The 16,130-nt window shown below is 56.0% G+C and carries 14 protein-coding genes; 3 read left to right on the top strand and 11 right to left on the bottom strand.

The window, feature by feature from the left end:
* Positions 1 to 106: 106 nt before the first annotated feature.
* From B4A77_RS08065 to hisE, 11 genes are all read right to left on the bottom strand, one after another.
* On the bottom strand, positions 107 to 1,042 hold the full coding sequence (locus B4A77_RS08065) for a hypothetical protein (RefSeq protein ID WP_290726168.1): 936 nt from the start codon (positions 1,040 to 1,042) through the stop codon (positions 107 to 109).
* A 20-nt stretch (positions 1,043 to 1,062) separates the two neighbouring features.
* A complete protein-coding gene (locus B4A77_RS08060) occupies positions 1,063 to 3,420 on the bottom strand; it encodes a ribonuclease R family protein (RefSeq protein ID WP_290739800.1) in 2,358 nt (785 codons plus the stop codon).
* A 1-nt stretch (position 3,421) separates the two neighbouring features.
* On the bottom strand, positions 3,422 to 4,183 hold the full coding sequence (locus B4A77_RS08055) for a lysophospholipid acyltransferase family protein (protein ID WP_173382200.1): 762 nt from the start codon (positions 4,181 to 4,183) through the stop codon (positions 3,422 to 3,424).
* Positions 4,184 to 4,318: 135 nt separating this feature from the next.
* Complete coding sequence (gene pyrC, locus B4A77_RS08050) at positions 4,319 to 5,326, bottom strand: dihydroorotase (protein ID WP_290739796.1); 1,008 nt, start codon at positions 5,324 to 5,326, stop codon at positions 4,319 to 4,321.
* 6 nt (positions 5,327 to 5,332) lie between these two features.
* Positions 5,333 to 6,148: an ABC transporter ATP-binding protein gene (locus tag B4A77_RS08045; protein ID WP_173366325.1), complete on the bottom strand. Its 816-nt coding sequence runs from the start codon at positions 6,146 to 6,148 to the stop codon at positions 5,333 to 5,335.
* The gene (locus B4A77_RS08040) at positions 6,148 to 7,017 is read right to left on the bottom strand and encodes an MlaE family ABC transporter permease (protein ID WP_290739791.1); all 870 of its coding nucleotides are present in this window, start codon (positions 7,015 to 7,017) and stop codon (positions 6,148 to 6,150) included. Before B4A77_RS08040 ends, B4A77_RS08045 begins: the two co-directional genes overlap by 1 nt.
* Positions 7,004 to 7,633 (bottom strand): ribosome biogenesis GTP-binding protein YihA/YsxC, encoded by a 630-nt coding sequence (gene yihA / locus B4A77_RS08035; protein WP_290739788.1) that lies wholly within the window; start codon positions 7,631 to 7,633, stop codon positions 7,004 to 7,006. The genes B4A77_RS08040 and yihA overlap by 14 nt, the downstream gene beginning before the upstream one ends.
* Entirely contained in the window at positions 7,630 to 8,226 is a 597-nt protein-coding gene (recR, locus tag B4A77_RS08030; protein WP_173366323.1) for a recombination mediator RecR, read from the bottom strand. The genes yihA and recR overlap by 4 nt, the downstream gene beginning before the upstream one ends.
* A complete protein-coding gene (locus B4A77_RS08025; protein ID WP_173382205.1) occupies positions 8,216 to 9,451 on the bottom strand; it encodes an EAL and HDOD domain-containing protein in 1,236 nt (411 codons plus the stop codon). The genes recR and B4A77_RS08025 overlap by 11 nt, the downstream gene beginning before the upstream one ends.
* 3 nt (positions 9,452 to 9,454) lie before the next feature.
* Positions 9,455 to 10,294 (bottom strand): ATP phosphoribosyltransferase, encoded by an 840-nt coding sequence (hisG, locus tag B4A77_RS08020; protein WP_290739785.1) that lies wholly within the window; start codon positions 10,292 to 10,294, stop codon positions 9,455 to 9,457.
* Positions 10,291 to 10,551, bottom strand: coding sequence for a phosphoribosyl-ATP diphosphatase (gene hisE, locus B4A77_RS08015; RefSeq protein WP_072812962.1), 261 nt, complete (start codon positions 10,549 to 10,551; stop codon positions 10,291 to 10,293). The genes hisG and hisE overlap by 4 nt, the downstream gene beginning before the upstream one ends.
* Positions 10,552 to 10,644: 93 nt before the next feature.
* Here hisE and B4A77_RS08010 point away from each other — a divergent pair, with 93 nt between their 5' ends.
* The 3 genes from B4A77_RS08010 to B4A77_RS08000 all read left to right on the top strand — a co-directional run bounded on the left by B4A77_RS08010 (position 10,645) and on the right by B4A77_RS08000 (position 16,115).
* Positions 10,645 to 11,667 (top strand): hypothetical protein, encoded by a 1,023-nt coding sequence (locus tag B4A77_RS08010; RefSeq protein WP_290739783.1) that lies wholly within the window; start codon positions 10,645 to 10,647, stop codon positions 11,665 to 11,667.
* Positions 11,668 to 11,852: 185 nt separating this feature from the next.
* Entirely contained in the window at positions 11,853 to 13,514 is a 1,662-nt protein-coding gene (locus B4A77_RS08005) for a sialate O-acetylesterase (RefSeq protein ID WP_290739780.1), read from the top strand.
* Positions 13,515 to 13,781: 267 nt separating this feature from the next.
* Positions 13,782 to 16,115, top strand: coding sequence for a family 43 glycosylhydrolase (locus B4A77_RS08000; protein WP_290739777.1), 2,334 nt, complete (start codon positions 13,782 to 13,784; stop codon positions 16,113 to 16,115).
* Positions 16,116 to 16,130: the final 15 nt, after the last annotated feature.

Genomic DNA, 16,130 nt, shown 5'->3' with positions numbered 1-16,130 from the left:
TTAGATACTACGGTTACCTGGACTCTGGAATATACTCGATATGAGGGGAAACAGGAGGAGAAAGATTCCATCCAGGTAACCACTTTGTTTAAAGTAAAGTGACGGGCTACTTGTACTCGTCGCCTTCGAGCGGCCTGCCGAGCAGCTTGTACTTGGCCTTGATGGCCGTGCGCAGCAGCGGCCACCCGAACTTGTCGAAAGCGCCTTCCCATACGAGGTCGGCCTTGTGCTTTACGCTGGAATCCACCGGTGCGGGCAGCCACTCTTCCTTGAAGTCCGGCGCGAGTCCGGCCTGCTTGACGAGCGATGCGTAGTCGGTGTTGAGCGCGTCCTTGGCGCCCATGCGGATAAAGTGCTTTTTCTCGTCGAAACTGAAACGGCGCTGCAGGAGCTTGCGCTTGATGAAGCCCTGTTCGAGCAGTTCCCCGTATGCAAATATCGGATTGCGATCCGTCGGGAAGAGGGCTTCCATGCGGACTTCTGCTTCGATAAACTTTTCGCTCAATCCCACTTCCATGTGGCGGACTGTCGCTTCGAAACTTTCCTGCTCGGGAGTTTCGAACAGGTGCATGAAGAATGCGCCGAGGGCGGGTTGTTTCAGATAAAGGAAGAATGATTGCAGGTGCGGACAGAACTCATCACTCCGGGTGAGCGAGACTACATCGGCGTTACTTCTTTCCGCTTCGGCGAAGAATTTCTCGAAGTTGTCCTGGAAGTAGACGATGGAATCGTTCAGCACGAGGAGACGGTCAAGGCTGCCCATGGCGCTCTGCGTGCCGTTGGCTACCGGGCTGTTCACCTTGAGCTTGAGATAGCGGTGCCACATACCGAAATCGAACCCGTGATTTTGCGTGAGGAACAGCTCGATATCGTTGTCGGCGATAAATTCGAGCGATTCCTGCGAGAATTCACGCTCGTTTGTCAGAAGCACGACATGGAAATCGGTTCTCGCGAGATGCGAAAGTGCAAAGCGGACGTAGCCGGGAAGGTCTTTCCCGGTCTGGTAGCTTGCATAGAGCGCGATTTTCTTGTAGCTAGACATCCTACTCCTTGCATCTGCGGTTATCTTCTGCCGCTTCTGCCCCTGCCTCCGCGCTTGCCTGCGAGCTTTTCGCCGAAAGCCTTGGGACCTTTGGCGCCCTTGGTCTTGCGCGGTTTGCTTGCGACATGGAAGTTGTCGTCGTCGCGGTTTCGGGCTCCGCGTCCACCACGGTTGCGGTGTCCGCGTGCCGAGATATATTCCGGGGCGTCGTCATCGAAGTCGCGGTCGTCGTCGGGCTGGCTCACGTACCCGAGGGCTTCCGCCGCGGCGGCGCGGTCAGCGCGTTCATGAACGTCGCGGTTGCGGTAGTCGTTGTAATCGTCGCGAGATTCACCCTGACGGCGGCGCTTCTTCGGTTCGCTAGAGAGTTTTTCGATAATGCTGAAGTCCGCCTGACCGCGCAGCGGGTCTACCCGCAAAAGGCGCACCAGCACCTTGTCGCCGCGCCGGAACGTACGCCCGCTCTTCTTGCCAAAAGCGAGTCCCTGATCTGGGTTGAATACGTAGAAGTCATCGCCGGCAATGTCGCGGAAACGCACCAGGCCTTCGGCAATCGGGTCTGCGATAGAAACGTAGATACCCCATTCCTCGATGCCCGTGACGGTTGCCTCGAAGTCGTCGCCAATGTGGCTCTTCAAAATCCAGCAGCTGCACACCTTGATGGCAATGCGTTCGATTTTCTGGTTCTTGACTTCATTTGCCGAAATCAAGTCGCAAACTTCAATCACGCTGTTCTTGCGTTCGGCGGTAATTTCCTTGCCCTTGCGTGCGAGTTCACGGTGGCACCACAAGTCGGCGTAACGGCGAATCGGGCTCGTAAAGTGGGCGTAATCCTGCCAGTTCAGCGCGAAGTGGCCGAAGCTGTTGCTGTCGTAATGCGCCTTCTGCATGCTGCGTAGAATGCGGTTGGTCAAAGTCTCGTCGCCCTGGGCGCGCTTCACCAAATGTTCGTACAGCTTGAATGCCGTCGGGTTCAGGTTCGTGTCGCCGCTGCGGGGCTTGCCCAGGTCGCGCAACATCACCGGAGAATCCTTGAACAGGTCCGGGTACATGTAGTACAATTCCATGATGTCCTTGGTGTCCGGCGCCTCGTGGATACGGTAAATGCCCTGGAGCTTGCGTTTCTTGAGTTCCTTCGCGCAGCAGTTGTTTGCGATGAGCATGCATTCTTCCACCCACGAATTTGATTCGTCGGTTACGCGCGGGTAAATCTTTTCCGGTTCTCCCTTTTCGTTGAACTTGCAGCCGAATTCGGTGCTCTGGAATTCCAGCAGGCCATCCTTGGTGCGGTTCTGCTTCAAAAGCGCCGTCACCTCGGCGAGCGCCTTGATATCGTCGTCGCCGTTCTTCATCATTTCCATTGCCTGCTCGTAGGTGATGGACTTGGTAATCTTCACGATACTGCGGTGGAAATCCCAGCTGAGCACGTTCGCGTGCTTGTCGAGTTCCATCATGCAGGTGAATGCGCAGCGGTCCACGCCCTGGTGCAAGCTACAAACATTGCTCGAAAGCTTGTCCGGGAGCATCGGCACGGCGGTCCACGGCAGGTACTGCGTGTAGCTCCTTTCCAAAGCCTCTTCGTCGAGTTCGCTCCCTTCGGGTACGTAGTAGCTCACGTCGGCAATGTGTACGCCCAGCCTGTAGCCCTTTGCGGTGCGTTCCACGCTAATGGCGTCGTCGTGGTCCATGGCGCCATCGGGGTCGATACAGAGAATCGTGAGCTGCCTGTAATCCACGCGGCCCTTGAAGTCCTTGCCGCACGGTTCCTTGACGCTGTCCACATATTTCTTGATGGCGGGGCTGAAGTCTTTGGGCAAGTTCGCGTCTTCCATGAACTTTGTCTTGACTTCGTCCCAGCTGATATTCATCGCTTCGGCGCTGCGGTCGACCTTTGCCAAGTAGCTGTGCTTGAGTTTCGGGTGCGGGTACAGCGTAAAGCTGATGGTTTCGCCTTCCTTGCCCGGAGCCTGCCTGCGGTGGCACATCTCGTACACCTTGCCGGTTTCGAGTTCGTGCACTTCCCATTCTTCTTCGCCCGTCTGGTGCAAAATTCCGCGCTTCACGCGGGTTTCGTTTTCCTTGCCCGTCTGCCTGCGGCTGCGGGCGCCAAGGCGGCGGTTGTCTTCGGGGTTCTGTTCCGCAATCTTCTTCACGCGTTTTTCGCGTTTTTCTTCGACGCTTTCGCCATCGCCCAGCTGGTATTCCTTGTGGCTGGTACGCTTCAAAAGCCCGCGGTCCACCATGTCGGCGAGCAGTTGCTTGAATGCCATCTTCTGCTTTTTCGGGAGGCCGAGCGCGCTGCGCAGGCGGCTTCCGACCATCGGTTCGTCGCGCAGAATTGCAATAATCTGATCTTCACTAGGTAAATGCTGTGCCATTTTAGGCCTCCTTTGCGCCGGTATCGGCGTCTAAATTCTTTTGGGCAATTTCTTGCTGCTTGTACGGCAATGCGGATTCGATTAGGTCGTGCATCTCGTCTCGCAAGTCGTTCATGGGTGTGTTCTCGAAACTTTCGGGTGTCTGGAGCGGGTGGACGACAATGCGGACTACGCCCGGATTCATGGTCCACTTCACCTTCGGGAGACATTCGCTGGTGCCGATGAGCGTTATGGGCAGCAGGGGAAGCTTGTTGTCCTTGGCCATACGGAAGATGCCGTTCTGGAACTTGAACATGCGGCCGTCCTCGCTGCGGTGGCCTTCGGGGAAAACGGCGATGTTGTACTTGTCATCGAGGCGCTTCCGGACGAGTTTGCCCATGCCGGCATTCATGCGCGGGTTCTTGTGCACGGGAATGCAGCCGATGCTGTTGAGTACCCAGCCGAATACCGGGGCTTTCCAGAGGGCGGCCTTCGCGATGAAGGCGGTGTTGCCGAGTGCGGGCCAGATGACGTTGATATCGAGAAAACTCGCGTGGTTCGCGACGATGATGAATCCCCTTTCCTTGGGAATGTTCTCCTTGCCTTCAACGACAATCTTGATTCCGAACAACTTGAAGATGACATTCTTGAAATAGAAACTGCAGACGTTCGTGATTTCGGATTTGCGTCCGCAGATACTCTTGTAGATGATATAGGGCGTTCCGAGAATGATCATCCCGGTGAATATGGTGAGGTAGTAAAGAATAGCGCGAACGAATCCCATAAAAACCTGTAGGCTGGTAAATCCTTCCATAATGTATATTTTTTAAGGCGCGCGAAACATTAAATTCCAAATTTAATGCGATATAAGCAAAAAGACAGCCCCTAAAAGGGCTGTCTCCAAACTCGGTCGATTCTGTTAGTGCGACTTTATTTTCCAGTCGAGCGTCTGGCCGGCGGCGAGGGGGACGACTCCGTTGACTACTTCAGGAACGGTCCACGATTCTTTCACGACTTCAATCTGCTTTGTGGTCCGCGGGATTCCGTAGAAATCGGCGCCGAAGCCGCCGATGAAATTGGCGAGTTTGTCGAGGTGGCCTGCGCGTTCGAATTCCTGTACCAGGAGCGGGACGGCGACAGGTGCGCTGTAGACGCCCGCCGCACCGCAAGGGCATTCCTTTTTGCCCTGCTGGTGCGGGGCGGAGTCCGTGCCGAGGAAAAACTTCGGGTTGCCGCTGAAGGCTGCCTCGCGGATGGCGGCACGGTCTTCTGGTCGCTTCGGAAGCGGCTTGCAGAAGTGGTGCGGCCTGAGCGCGTCTCCGACGACGTCGTCGAGAGTCATCATCAGGTGGTGAACCGTGAATGTCGCCGCCACATTTGCGGGGAGCTTCTTGACGGCTTCGACCGACTTTGCGGAACTCAGGTGCTCAAAGACGATTTTCAACTTCGGGAACTTTGCCGCAAGCGTCTCGACGCGCTTGATAAACGCAGGTTCGCGGTCGAGGCAGAATTCGCCGGGCTCCTCGCCGTGGACGCAGAGTACGAGGCCCAGCTTTTCCATCATCGCGACGACGGGGAAGATGCCTTCGAAGTCGCTGATGCCGTCCGCGCTGTTCGTGGTGACTCCCGCGGGGTAGTACTTGCCCGCGATGACGCCTACCGCCATCATGTCCTTCAGGTCCTGCTCCGTGTAGTTCGGGTTCAGCTTGAAAGTCATGAGCGGTTCAAAGTCGGGGCGCACGTCCTTCGCGGCTTCGAGAATTTGCTTCTTGTAATCGCTTATCGCTTTCGCGCTTGTCATCGCGGGAACGGTGTTCGGCATGATGATGGCGCGTCCGAATTGCTGCACGAGGTCGCGCACGTATCCGGGCATGAGTTCGCCCTGGCGCAGGTGCGCGTGAAAATCGTCAGGTAAAGGAAGGTGCATAATATGTTACCCGCTTGCGCGAAGGTCGCGGAAGAGTTCTTTTGTAATTTCGGTGTCCCCGTGAAGCCACGTGTCGAAGGAATGGGGCTCGGTCAATGTCTTTTGGGCAAGGAAGGTTATCTTGCAGCCTAGTTCCTTTGCTACCATCAAGTCGTGGGTGACAATGATGATGGACGTCTTGAACAGGGTTCGCATGTTGTCGATCAACGGCAGCAGGTTTCGGCGGTTGTAGTTGTCGAGGCCTGCAGTCGGTTCGTCCATGAGCAAGAGCTGCGGGCCCATGGCCCAGCTGCGGGCGATTGCGACACGCTTCTGCATGCCGACGCTCAACTGGTGCGGGAACATGCTGGCACAGTCGCGGACGCGCATGAGGTCCATGGCCATGTTAATCTTGTCTTCGATTTCCGTCGGGGTGCCGACTTTGTGATAACGTAACGGAAGGGCGATGTTGTCTCGGACGCGGAGATTCGAAATGAGGGCGCCGTTCTGGAATACGAACCCGACCTGGCGTTTTGCCACTTCGAGGGCCGTAAGTCTCTCGGGCGGGATGTATTCCCCGAAATAGTAGAGTTTCCCAAGGTTCGGGCGGGCAAGCCCTGCGATGACGCGGAGAAGCGCGCTTTTGCCCTGTCCGGAGCCGCCGCCGATGCACAGCGTCTCGCCTTTCTTGAGGACGAGGTTTGCACCAGAAATCAGTTCCTCTTCGCCGGGCTGGATGCCGGATTCGAAAAAGCCGAGCGCTCGCGGCTTGGAAAACGCCGTCCCGATCAGTCCCCGGTAGGACAGGTGCAGGTTGTCGATTCTGAGGGCCTCGTCAAACATCAGATTATCTTCGAAATCTCGTTGAAATAGTCGATGAAATAGAACAGGGAAAGGAATACGTCGGCGCAGACAATGTAGAAGAACGACTTGATGACGGACTTGCCGGTAGCTTTTGGCACCTGGCGGATGTCACGGGGAATGTTCATTGCCTGATAGCAGGCGTTGGTGGTAATGATACTTCCGAAAACGAGCGGCTTGATGACGATGAAGATGAAATCCATGAATGTCATGGCGTTGAGGATTTCGGTCGACAGGTAGTCCCATGTGAGCTGCAGGTTGATGGCGTTGCCTGTGATGGCGATGGCTACCTTGGTCATCAGGAACCCGGCACAGATAGCGCTTGCGCTGAAGACTATGGTCATGATGAAGGTTGCAACGGCGCCGCCGATGAGTCCCGGCATTACGAGGTAGCGGATGGGGTCTACGCCCATGGATGCGAGTGCGTCGACCTCGGAGTTGATGACCATGCCGCCGATGTAGGTAGTGAGCGACGAACCGCTACGGCCTGCAATCAGGAATGCCGTGAGGATAGGCCCGAGTTCACGAATGATGACGACGACCATGAGGCCGCCGACCACGTCCGAGAATCCGACCTTGCCCATCATGGTAATGACTTCGACAATGACGACGGTTCCAAAAAGGGTCGCGACGACAAACAGGATGGGGAATATTTCGACACCGGTGAAGAATGTCTGCAGGATGATGTTACGCGAGTCGGTCTTGAAGCTGCGGCTCTTGGAAAAGAGGGACATGAACGCACGGATGAACAAGGCAACCTGCTGCCCCGCAGTCTTGCGCAGCAGGAAGAGCCCCAGCGAGTGGAACATCTTGCCGATGACGGTTAGCTGTTCGTCCTTATTTGTTTCCATCTACTATGTTCGTCCCGTTTATCGCACTCAGTATGTCTTGCCAGAGCGTTGCAATCCCGTGGCCCTTGACGGCACTTACGCACAGGGGCTTTTCGGGTAGGGAGAGACGTTCCTGAATCTGCCTCAGCCCTTTGGCCAGTTCCGACTGGTTCACCTTGTCCCGCTTGCTGGCGATTACCAGCACCGGGCAGCCCGTGTTACGGATGCTCTCCACCGTATCGATGTCGGTGGGGGTGCCTCCGTGGCGTATGTCCACCAGGTACACAAGCCCGCGCAGGTCCTTGCACTTTTCCACGTACTCGCGGATAAATTCGGACATCTGGTCGCGCTTCGCGTTGCTCACCTTGGCAAAGCCTACACCAGGTAAATCTACAAGAAAAAACTGGTTGTTGACTTTGAAGAAATTGATTTCGCGGGTCTTTCCGGGGGTAGAACTGACCTTGACCAGCTTTTTTTGCCCCATGAGGGTGTTTAAGAGCGAGGACTTGCCCACGTTGGAGCGTCCGAGGAAGGCTACCATTGGGAGTCTTTCTTCGGGGAGGCCCTTGAGGTTTACCGCCGCCTTCACGAATTCCGCGGACGTGACGGTGAAATCGCCGAACTTTACCGGGTTCACAGGCTTACCCTCCCTTCGAAGGCTCGGAGCATGGTGATTTCGTCGACGAATTCGAGGTCGGAACCCATTGGGATTCCGCGGGCAAGCCGGGTTCGCTTGACGCTTGATCCGGCAAGCATGCGGTCTATCATGAGGGCGGTGCTGTCGGCTTCGGGGCTAGACCCGAGCGCGAGGACGAGTTCTTCGATGCCTTCGTCCTTGATCCGCTGGACCAGCTGCGAAAGGTGCAGCTGCTCGGGGCCAATCCCGTCGAGCGGGGAGATGACATTCCCGAGCACGAAGTAGAGGCCCTTGAAGATGCCGGAGCGTTCGAAGGGCAGGATGTCGGAACTCTTTTCCACGACGCACATGGCCTTTGCGCCCTGCCGTTCACTGCAAATGGGACATTGCTCCTCGTCGGTAAAGGCGTGGCACTTGGGACAGGGATGGACTTTCTCGATGGCGTTCGTGAGGTTGCCCGCGAAGCGTTCGATGTCGCTTTTGGGCCGTGTCAGTACGTGATAGGCGAGACGGCGTGCCGTCTTTTGGCCTATCCCGGGAAGGCCTGCGAATTCGGCGATGAGCGCCTCGAGACTTTCCGGTTCAACGCTCATGGGCCCACGTGTATGCGTCGTTGACGCAACGGTTGAGGAGTGCTGCGGAAATGTTCAGTTCCTTGAGGAGCGCGACGATGGCGGCCTGGTCGTCCTGTTCCACGGCATCTGCTAGTCGGAGGAGTTCCCCGAGACGTCCGGAACGCTGCAATAGCGCTATCCGCATTTCTTCGTCGGCAGGCGAATCGGTGAGGATGGACTCGAGCGGTGCGCCGAGGAGAGCGTCCATGCGGCTGATGAGGCCGACCATGAAGGCCTTTGCGGGCAGGTCGTCGTCGGTGCCGCGGACCACGCGTGCGAGGAGTTCCAGGAACTTCGCGCGGTGGCTCGCGTTCTGGAACAGGGGCGAGCTTTGCGGCGTCATGCCCATCTCGGGGCGAGCGTAGAGCATGAGCATCAGCCATTCCTGGATGTTCCTCATGCCGATCCAGATGATGGCGTCGCGCACGTTCGCGATGCTGTGGCTCCTGAACTGGGCGTCCGAGTTCACGAAGCGAAGCAGGTTCGCGGCCACGTTGCCGTTCTCGGAAAAACATTCGCAGAGCTTGTCGAGGGTCGGATGCGTGCGGAGCAAAAGCAGTATGCGGAGAATCGCGGCGGAGGTCGCGTCGATCTTTCGGCCCGTCACGAGCTCGGGTTTTGCGAAGAAGAACCCCTGGAAGTAGTCGTATCCGTCGGCGAGGCACTTCTTGAAACAAGCCTTGGTCTCGACCTTCTCGGCGAGGACCTTGATGTTTTTGGCCTTGAAGAACCTGGCGGCTTCGGCTAGCGCATCCTCGCTGTTCTCGACGATGTCCATCTTTACGTAGTTGACATAGGGGAACAGTGGCTGGCAGCGGGCAAGGAACTGCTCGTTGTAGATGAAGTCATCGAGCGCGATTTCGAAGCCTCGGGCCTTGTAGCGCTCGACGGCTTTTACCAGGGCTTCATCCACCTCGACATCTTCCAGGACTTCGAGGACGAAACAGCGCGGGTTCAACAGCCCGAACAGGTTGTCGAGCAGCATCTCCCGGCTGCAGTTCACGAACGCCTTGTGGTCGCCGATGAGCTTCGGGAGCCCGATGTTGTTGAGCACGTTTTCGAGGACCTGGGCGGTCGCGAGGACGTCGCTTGCGATGACTGCGGTGTCGCTCGTGGGCGAATCGCGGAACAGGAGCTCATAGGCGAATATTTTCCCATCGCGGTCGAGGATGGGCTGGCGTGCTAGGTATGCGAGAGATTCCATGGTCTAGATGCGCGCGCTCTTGATACCGAACAGGAGGATGCTGCGGGCGCCTGCGTCCCAGAGCTTGTCCATGATGGCGTTCGCCTCTTCTTGCGGGACCATCGCCTTCACGGAGTACCACTCGCGGCCGTGCAGCTTGGTCACGGTCGGGGCGTCGAGCCCGGGCGTGAGTTCGCATGCTCTCTGGAGCAGTTCTGCGGGGCAGTCGTACTCGATCATCATGTACGACTGGGCGACGAGCTTGCCCTCGATGCGGCGGATGAGCGTATTGACTTCTTCGAGTTCCGTCTTCTGCGGGTTGCAGAACAGGGCGGCGTTGCTGCGGAACAGCGGGTCGCCCACGATGCGAAGCCCGGCCTGCTTGAGGGTCGTGCCGGTTTCCACCACGTCCACAATCGCGTCTGCCACGCCGAGGCTCACGGAAATTTCAACGGCGCCTTCAAGCACCACGAAATCCATCGGCTTCTTGTAGAAGCTTTCCACGATGTTCGGGAAACTGGTGGCGATGGTCTTGTCCTTCAGTTCGTCGAGGCTCTGCACCGGGCTGTCGTTCGGGACGGCGGCGCACATCTTGGAAGCGCCGAAGGGGAGGTCCAGAACCTTCACCGCGGGGCTCTTCGCTTCGGCGTTGAAGTCGATGCCGGTGATGCCTGCGTCGATGATGCCGCGACCCACGTACATCGGGATGTCGCTCGGGCGCAGGAAGAAGAATTCGATGCCGTTCTTCGTGTCGAGCTGAGTCAGAGTCTTGTAGGGCTTGGATGCCTTGTAGCCGCAGGCCTTCAAGAGTTCCTGCGTGGGTTCGAAAAGCATGCCCTTGTTCGGGAGAGCAACCTTGATCATAGTTTAGCGTACACCTCTTCGAGAGTTAAGCCCTTTTCGGCCATCATCACGGCCACGTAGTAGAGCACCTGGGAAAGTTCGAGACACTGCGCGTCGCGGCTTTCGAAGCGTGCGGCCTGCCAGCTTTCGGCGGCTTCTTCCACGAGCTTCTTGCCGATGGCGTGCGGACCCTTCTTGAAGAGTTCCGTGGTTCCCTTGCCTTCGGGCATTTCTTTTTTGCGCTGGCACGCCAGTGCGTACATTTCTTCGAACGTCATGATAGACCTCTTTATGTTTTTACACAGTAAAAGATAGTTTTTTAGAAGTGTTGCGAAGGCCGCACGGGCCGAAAATCAAGTTATATTTTGCGTGTGCAGAAGAGAAAGAAGAAATTTATCGGTATTGCGATTGCGGCTTGCGTGGTTGCGGCGGTTGTCTTTGCGATGTTATGCGTTCGGGGTGCTTTCGCCGATGAAAAAACGCACGAGACCAGGCCGCTTTTCGATGTGTTCGACAGCGCGAACATGATGCTCGTGACGCCGGTAGGTCTTGGTGACCATGCGAAGGGCAAGGTGATTAGCGGTCGTGCCTACCAGAACTTCGTTCAGTTGCTGCGCCTTGCCGATGCGAAGGAAACGCTTCTCGATACCTTCCATACGGAATGCGCGACGGGTGTGCGTGTACAGCTCTTTCATGATACTTTGTTTGTAGCGGAGCTGCGCATTGCCGAAAAAATCGGGCGTATCGGTGACGATATCGGCGTGTGGGAACCCGAAAAGCCTGTGACGATGCGGAAGGTAAACGCCTTTTTGCGGAACCAGGGCGTGAAGTTCCGGCCATGCCCCATAGGGTCGGCCGAAGTGTCGGAGGATCCTGACTTTGCACTGAATGGAATGGTTCTTGACCGCGATACGGCAGTCGGGAAGCCCCTTTACGATTTGCTGAAAGATTCAGAACACGCGATAGTCAGTTTTACGGGAATTGCCTTACCGAAGAACGTTACGCGCAAGAATAAGAAAAAGACAATTGACGTTGTTGCCCAAGAATTGCAGAAACATGGGAATGTTGAACTCGATTCCAGCCAGTTGCAGGAACTCCTTTCGCTGTTACGCACGCCCAAGCGGGAATCCTTTTCCGGTGGGTGCCTGTGCATCTCCAGGGCGACGATCTCGTTCTACCAGGATTCCGTAAAAACGTTTAGGCTGCATGTAATCGGAAGTGACTACGGAACTTTCGAAAAGCATGACCTCCTGTCGGGCGTCGGTGCGAGCGGCATATGGGAAAGTGCAAACCCACAGGCGCTCAAGGCGTTCTTTGACCGCATCAGGGCCCCGCTGGAAGAAGCGGAGCGGGGAAAACTCCCGATAGAGACGCCAGTACTGATACTAAAGTGAATCCTTGCAATTTTGCTGCCGTTTAATGCAAAATTGGATAAAAGTGCCCGTTTTTTACAAAAAAAAGCTGTTTTGTACATTTTTTTTACACACTCTTATTGACTTTTTGTCCATGAAAAAGGGTTGTTTTGCAGGAATATTCCTGTTTGTGGAAAATAATTTTATGGAAGACAAAGGAGTGTGTTATGGATGTGAAGAAGATTTCGGAGATTTTGACCATCGTGCTATGGCTGGTGGGGGGAATCTTGATGCTTACGACGGTTGCGCATGCGGCGCCGAACCCCAATTTCCATATCTATATCGCTTACGGCCAGTCCAACATGGCCGGTAACGGCGATATCGTCCCTTCCGAAGACCAGGACAAGTATTCCGAAAAGTTCCTGATGCTTGCCTCGCATAACGCGAATGCAAGCCAGCGTAGCGGCAAGACGAACCAGTCCATCAAGACTGGCGAATGGTACACTGCGATTCCCCCGATGTTCCACCCCTTCGAGAACCTCTCCCCGGCGGACTACTTCGGCCGCGCGATGGTGGATTCCCTGCCGGGCGTAACCGTGGGCATTATCCCGGTCGCTATCGGTGCGGTGAGCATTCGCGCCTTCGACAAGGACCAGTACGAAAGCTACTTCAAGGGCGACGGCAAGGACATTATGAGCTGGGGCTGGCCCAAGGATTACGACAACAACCCTCCGGGACGCATTCTGGAACTCGCCAAGAAGGCCAAGGAAGTGGGCGTCATCAAGGGCTTCATTTTCCACCAGGGCGAAAGCGACGGCACCGACGATAACTGGCGCCGCACCGTCTACAAGACCTACAAGGATATTATCGACGCGCTCGACCTCGACGAGAACGAGGTTCCGTTCGTTGCCGGCGAACTCCTCCAGGAAGGCAACAATTGCTGCGGGAGCAAGAATGGCGGAATTGCGCAACTCAAGAACAACTTCAAGAAGTTCGGGCTTGCATCCTCAAAAGGTTTGCAGGGTAACGGCAAGGACCCGTACCACTTTGGGCGCGCGGGCGTGATTGAGCTCGGCAGGCGCTACTGCTCCGAGATGCTCAAGCTTATCGACAAGACGATTGACCCGGATGCCCCGCCGGTAAACCTGGTGGACCCGAGCCAGTCTACGGTTCCTGACGAACCGCCCGAAGAATATGGACCCTACACCGACCCGATCGAAATCCCGGGCAAGGTGCAGGCCGAAAACTACAACAAGGGTGGTGCGAATAAGGCCTATTACGACCTGAACAAGGGTAACGAGGGCGGCAAGCTCCGCAAGGACGACGTGGATATCTACCAGCCGAACATGGGCATTGTCGTGGGGTACTGCCAGAAGGGCGAGTGGCTCAAGTACACCGTGAATGTGGCTGCCGATGGTGAATACGAGATTTCTGCCAACGTGGCGGGTGAGAACGGAACCGGTAGCTTGACGCTTTACATGGACGACCAGCCTATCGGTACCGAGATGGCCAATACCGGGAAAGGCTTTGATGCGTTCGAAGTGGTAAGCGGCGGCAAGGCCACGCTTAAGGCGGGCGAGCACGAACTGAAAATTGAAATAACCAACGACTGGATTGATATCGACTACGTGGAATTCAAGGCGGTGTCGGCTGGTACTGACGGTCTTGCGCTGCCCCTGAACTTGATGACCGAAGCCGAAAGCAGTTTTGCGATAATGGACCTGCAGGGGCGCGTGATCTCTGTCATAAAGGCTCGTAATATGCGCGAGGCGGTCGAAAAAATGAAGAATAATGTGATGTCCGACATTGCCCCGAAGGGTGTTTATTTTGTAGTTTCCAATCCAGGAACAAAAAACCAAAAGATGCAAAAGGTGGTACGGTATGAATAAAGGCGAACTCGTGATTGTCAAACAAATAGTCTTTTTTATGGCTATTGCCGTCACTCTCGGCTTCATCTACGGATAGACTTTCTCCTAATCATATATCGGGCCCCGGCTAAGCCGGGGCTTTTTTGCGCGCCCCTCCCTAGTCTCCTATTGACAAAATATCAATGGAAAACATGTCGGAAGCATATAAAAAAGCCCGTTTTGAGGGTAATTTTAGGATGTGGAACTGCGTGGGGGATGGTGTGCCCTGCGCAAGAAAGGAGTTTCTGTATGGGATGTTTCAAGTTTCTGACCCGCGCAGCCCTCACTGCTGCTGCTTTTACCGGCATTTCCTTTGCCGTTACGGTCAATAACCCGATTATGTACGTCGATAGCCCGGACCCCTCAATTGTCCGCGTTGACGACGCTTACTACATGGTGACGACGACCATGCACTTTGCCCCGGGCGTGCCCGTCTTCAAGAGCACGGATTTGGCCCAGTGGCGCACGGTGGGGTATGCCTACCAGACGCTCACCAACAACGACCAGCAGAACTTGAATGGCGGCAAGGACGCCTACGGTAAGGGCTCTTGGGCTTCGAGCATCCGTTACCACAAGGGATTCTTCTACGTGCTGACCCCGTCCTACACGACAGGCAAGACGCATTTGTACAAAACCGCCGACGTGGAAAGCGGCCAGTGGAGCGAAGTGCAGCTCCCGTTCTACCACGACCCCTCCTTGTTCTTCGATGACGATGGCACCGTGTGGGTGTTCTATGGCAGTGGCGACCAGATTAGCTACGTGCAGCTCAACGACGACGCGAGCGGCGTGAAGGCCGGCGGCAAGAGCGGCAAGCTCGGCGGCGTTAGCATCAACCAGGTGACCGGCACCAGCAACTACTACGTGCAGCAGGAAGGCTCGCACATGGAAAAGGTGAACGGCGAATACTACCTGTTCACGATTTCTTGGCCGGCCGGCAAGAGCCGTAGCGAAATCGTTTACCGTTCCAAGAGCCTGCTCTCCGGATTTAGCGGAAGGTATTTCCTCTCCGATAACGGTGTTGCGCAGGGTGGCATCTTTGATACTCCCGATGGCAAGTGGTATGCCCTCCTGTTCCGCGATTCCGGCCCGGTCGGCCGTATGTCGCACTTGGTCCCGATGGAATGGAAGGACGGCTGGCCGGTTCCGACCAGCGGAAGCAAGGCTCCCTCCACGATTGACCTGCCGGAATCCCCGCTCCCGGGCTATGGCATGGTCACTAGCGATGATTTTGAATCTAGCGAACTTGCGCTTGAATGGCAGTTCAACCATAACCCAGATAACAAGAACTGGAGTTTGTCTGCAAATCCGGGCTTTTACCGCATTACAACGAGCCGCACCGATAGCCGCGTGGTGACTGCGAAGAACACCTTGACACAGCGTTCCTTTGGCCCCAAGAGTTCTGGCCGTACGCTTGTCGATGGCACCGGCATGAAGGATGGCGACATGGCCGGCCTCGTTGCCCTGCAAGATGACAAGGGCTTTGTGGCACTCGCCAAGGATGGCGGCAGCTACAAGGTGGTGATGTACACCGGAAACAAGGACGGAGAAAGCTTGAAGGATAGCAAGGCGATTTCGGGTTCCAAGGTTTACCTGCGTATCGATTTCGACCTGCCGATTGACCGCGGTACCGCATACTTCTATTACAGCACCGATGGCAATACCTGGACAAAGATTGGTAGCGACGTGAAACTCAATTACGACCTCCACATGTTCGTGGGCGTGCGTTGGGGCCTCTTCAACTTTGCAACCAAGCAGGCCGGTGGCTATGCGGACTTTGACTGGTTCAAGGTCGGTGTTGACGCGAATGATGAAATCTACCTCGATGGCGCAGGTTCTGAACCTGTCCCGCAGACTCCGTTCTGTGCCGCCGGTGAAAACTGTCCCGCCGTTGCTCTCCCGGGCAAGATCGAAGCCGAAAACTTCGATGTTCCGGGTAAGGGCAAGGATGGTACCTCTTACTATGATGGCGATTCCGAGAACCACGGCGATAGCGATTACCGCAAGGGCACCGGCGTTGACCTCTACGAGAAGGCGACTGGAATCATTGTGGGCTACAATAGTGAAGGCGACTGGCTCGAATACACGGTGAACGTGAAGGATGCGGGCGAGTACACCATGTTTGCGGCTGTCGCTGCGGCTGGCTCTACCTCGAGCTTCAAGCTTTCCTTGGACGGCAAGGACATCACCGAAGAAATCGCGGTGCCTGCGGCAAGTTCCGGCGAAGACAATTACGATGACTACAACAAGGTGAAGGCCAACGTGACTCTCCCTGCGGGCGAACACGTGCTCCGCTTCACGGTGGTGGGCTCCTGGCTCGATATAGACTACTTCACGTTCGTCGCTGGCGCAAACGCTACGGACCCGGAACCCATTGGAACGGACTTTGCAAAGACAGTCCGCTACAATGTGCAGGGCTCGCAGACCTATCGCGTGTTCAGCCTGAACGGCACGTTCGTTGGCGCGGTTGATGCAGTCAGCACGTACGAGGCCCAGTCCAAGGTCCGCGCGATGGTTTCTGAACAGGGTGTTTACCTGATCAAAAACCGAAATGGCCTTACGCGCCGCGTGATGGTAACGAAGTAATTTCTTGAACAAATT

Source organism: Fibrobacter sp. UBA3718, assembly GCF_002371935.1.
Classification (GTDB): Bacteria; Fibrobacterota; Fibrobacteria; order Fibrobacterales; family Fibrobacteraceae; genus Fibrobacter.
This window is presented reverse-complemented; position numbering and strand designations above follow the sequence as displayed.

What these genes read in the sequence shown, in the direction of transcription:
- B4A77_RS08065 (WP_290726168.1), bottom strand. Translation starts at nt 1,042, where the DNA reads ATGTCTAGCTACAAGAAAATCGCGCTCTATGCAAGCTACCAGACCGGG.
- B4A77_RS08060 (WP_290739800.1), bottom strand. Translation starts at nt 3,420, where the DNA reads ATGGCACAGCATTTACCTAGTGAAGATCAGATTATTGCAATTCTGCGC.
- B4A77_RS08055 (WP_173382200.1), bottom strand. Translation starts at nt 4,183, where the DNA reads ATGGGATTCGTTCGCGCTATTCTTTACTACCTCACCATATTCACCGGG.
- pyrC (WP_290739796.1), bottom strand. Translation starts at nt 5,326, where the DNA reads ATGCACCTTCCTTTACCTGACGATTTTCACGCGCACCTGCGCCAGGGC.
- B4A77_RS08045 (WP_173366325.1), bottom strand. Translation starts at nt 6,148, where the DNA reads ATGTTTGACGAGGCCCTCAGAATCGACAACCTGCACCTGTCCTACCGG.
- B4A77_RS08040 (WP_290739791.1), bottom strand. Translation starts at nt 7,017, where the DNA reads ATGGAAACAAATAAGGACGAACAGCTAACCGTCATCGGCAAGATGTTC.
- recR (WP_173366323.1), bottom strand. Translation starts at nt 8,226, where the DNA reads ATGAGCGTTGAACCGGAAAGTCTCGAGGCGCTCATCGCCGAATTCGCA.
- B4A77_RS08025 (WP_173382205.1), bottom strand. Translation starts at nt 9,451, where the DNA reads ATGGAATCTCTCGCATACCTAGCACGCCAGCCCATCCTCGACCGCGAT.
- hisG (WP_290739785.1), bottom strand. Translation starts at nt 10,294, where the DNA reads ATGATCAAGGTTGCTCTCCCGAACAAGGGCATGCTTTTCGAACCCACG.
- hisE (WP_072812962.1), bottom strand. Translation starts at nt 10,551, where the DNA reads ATGACGTTCGAAGAAATGTACGCACTGGCGTGCCAGCGCAAAAAAGAA.
- B4A77_RS08005 (WP_290739780.1), top strand. Translation starts at nt 11,853, where the DNA reads ATGGATGTGAAGAAGATTTCGGAGATTTTGACCATCGTGCTATGGCTG.
- B4A77_RS08000 (WP_290739777.1), top strand. Translation starts at nt 13,782, where the DNA reads ATGGGATGTTTCAAGTTTCTGACCCGCGCAGCCCTCACTGCTGCTGCT.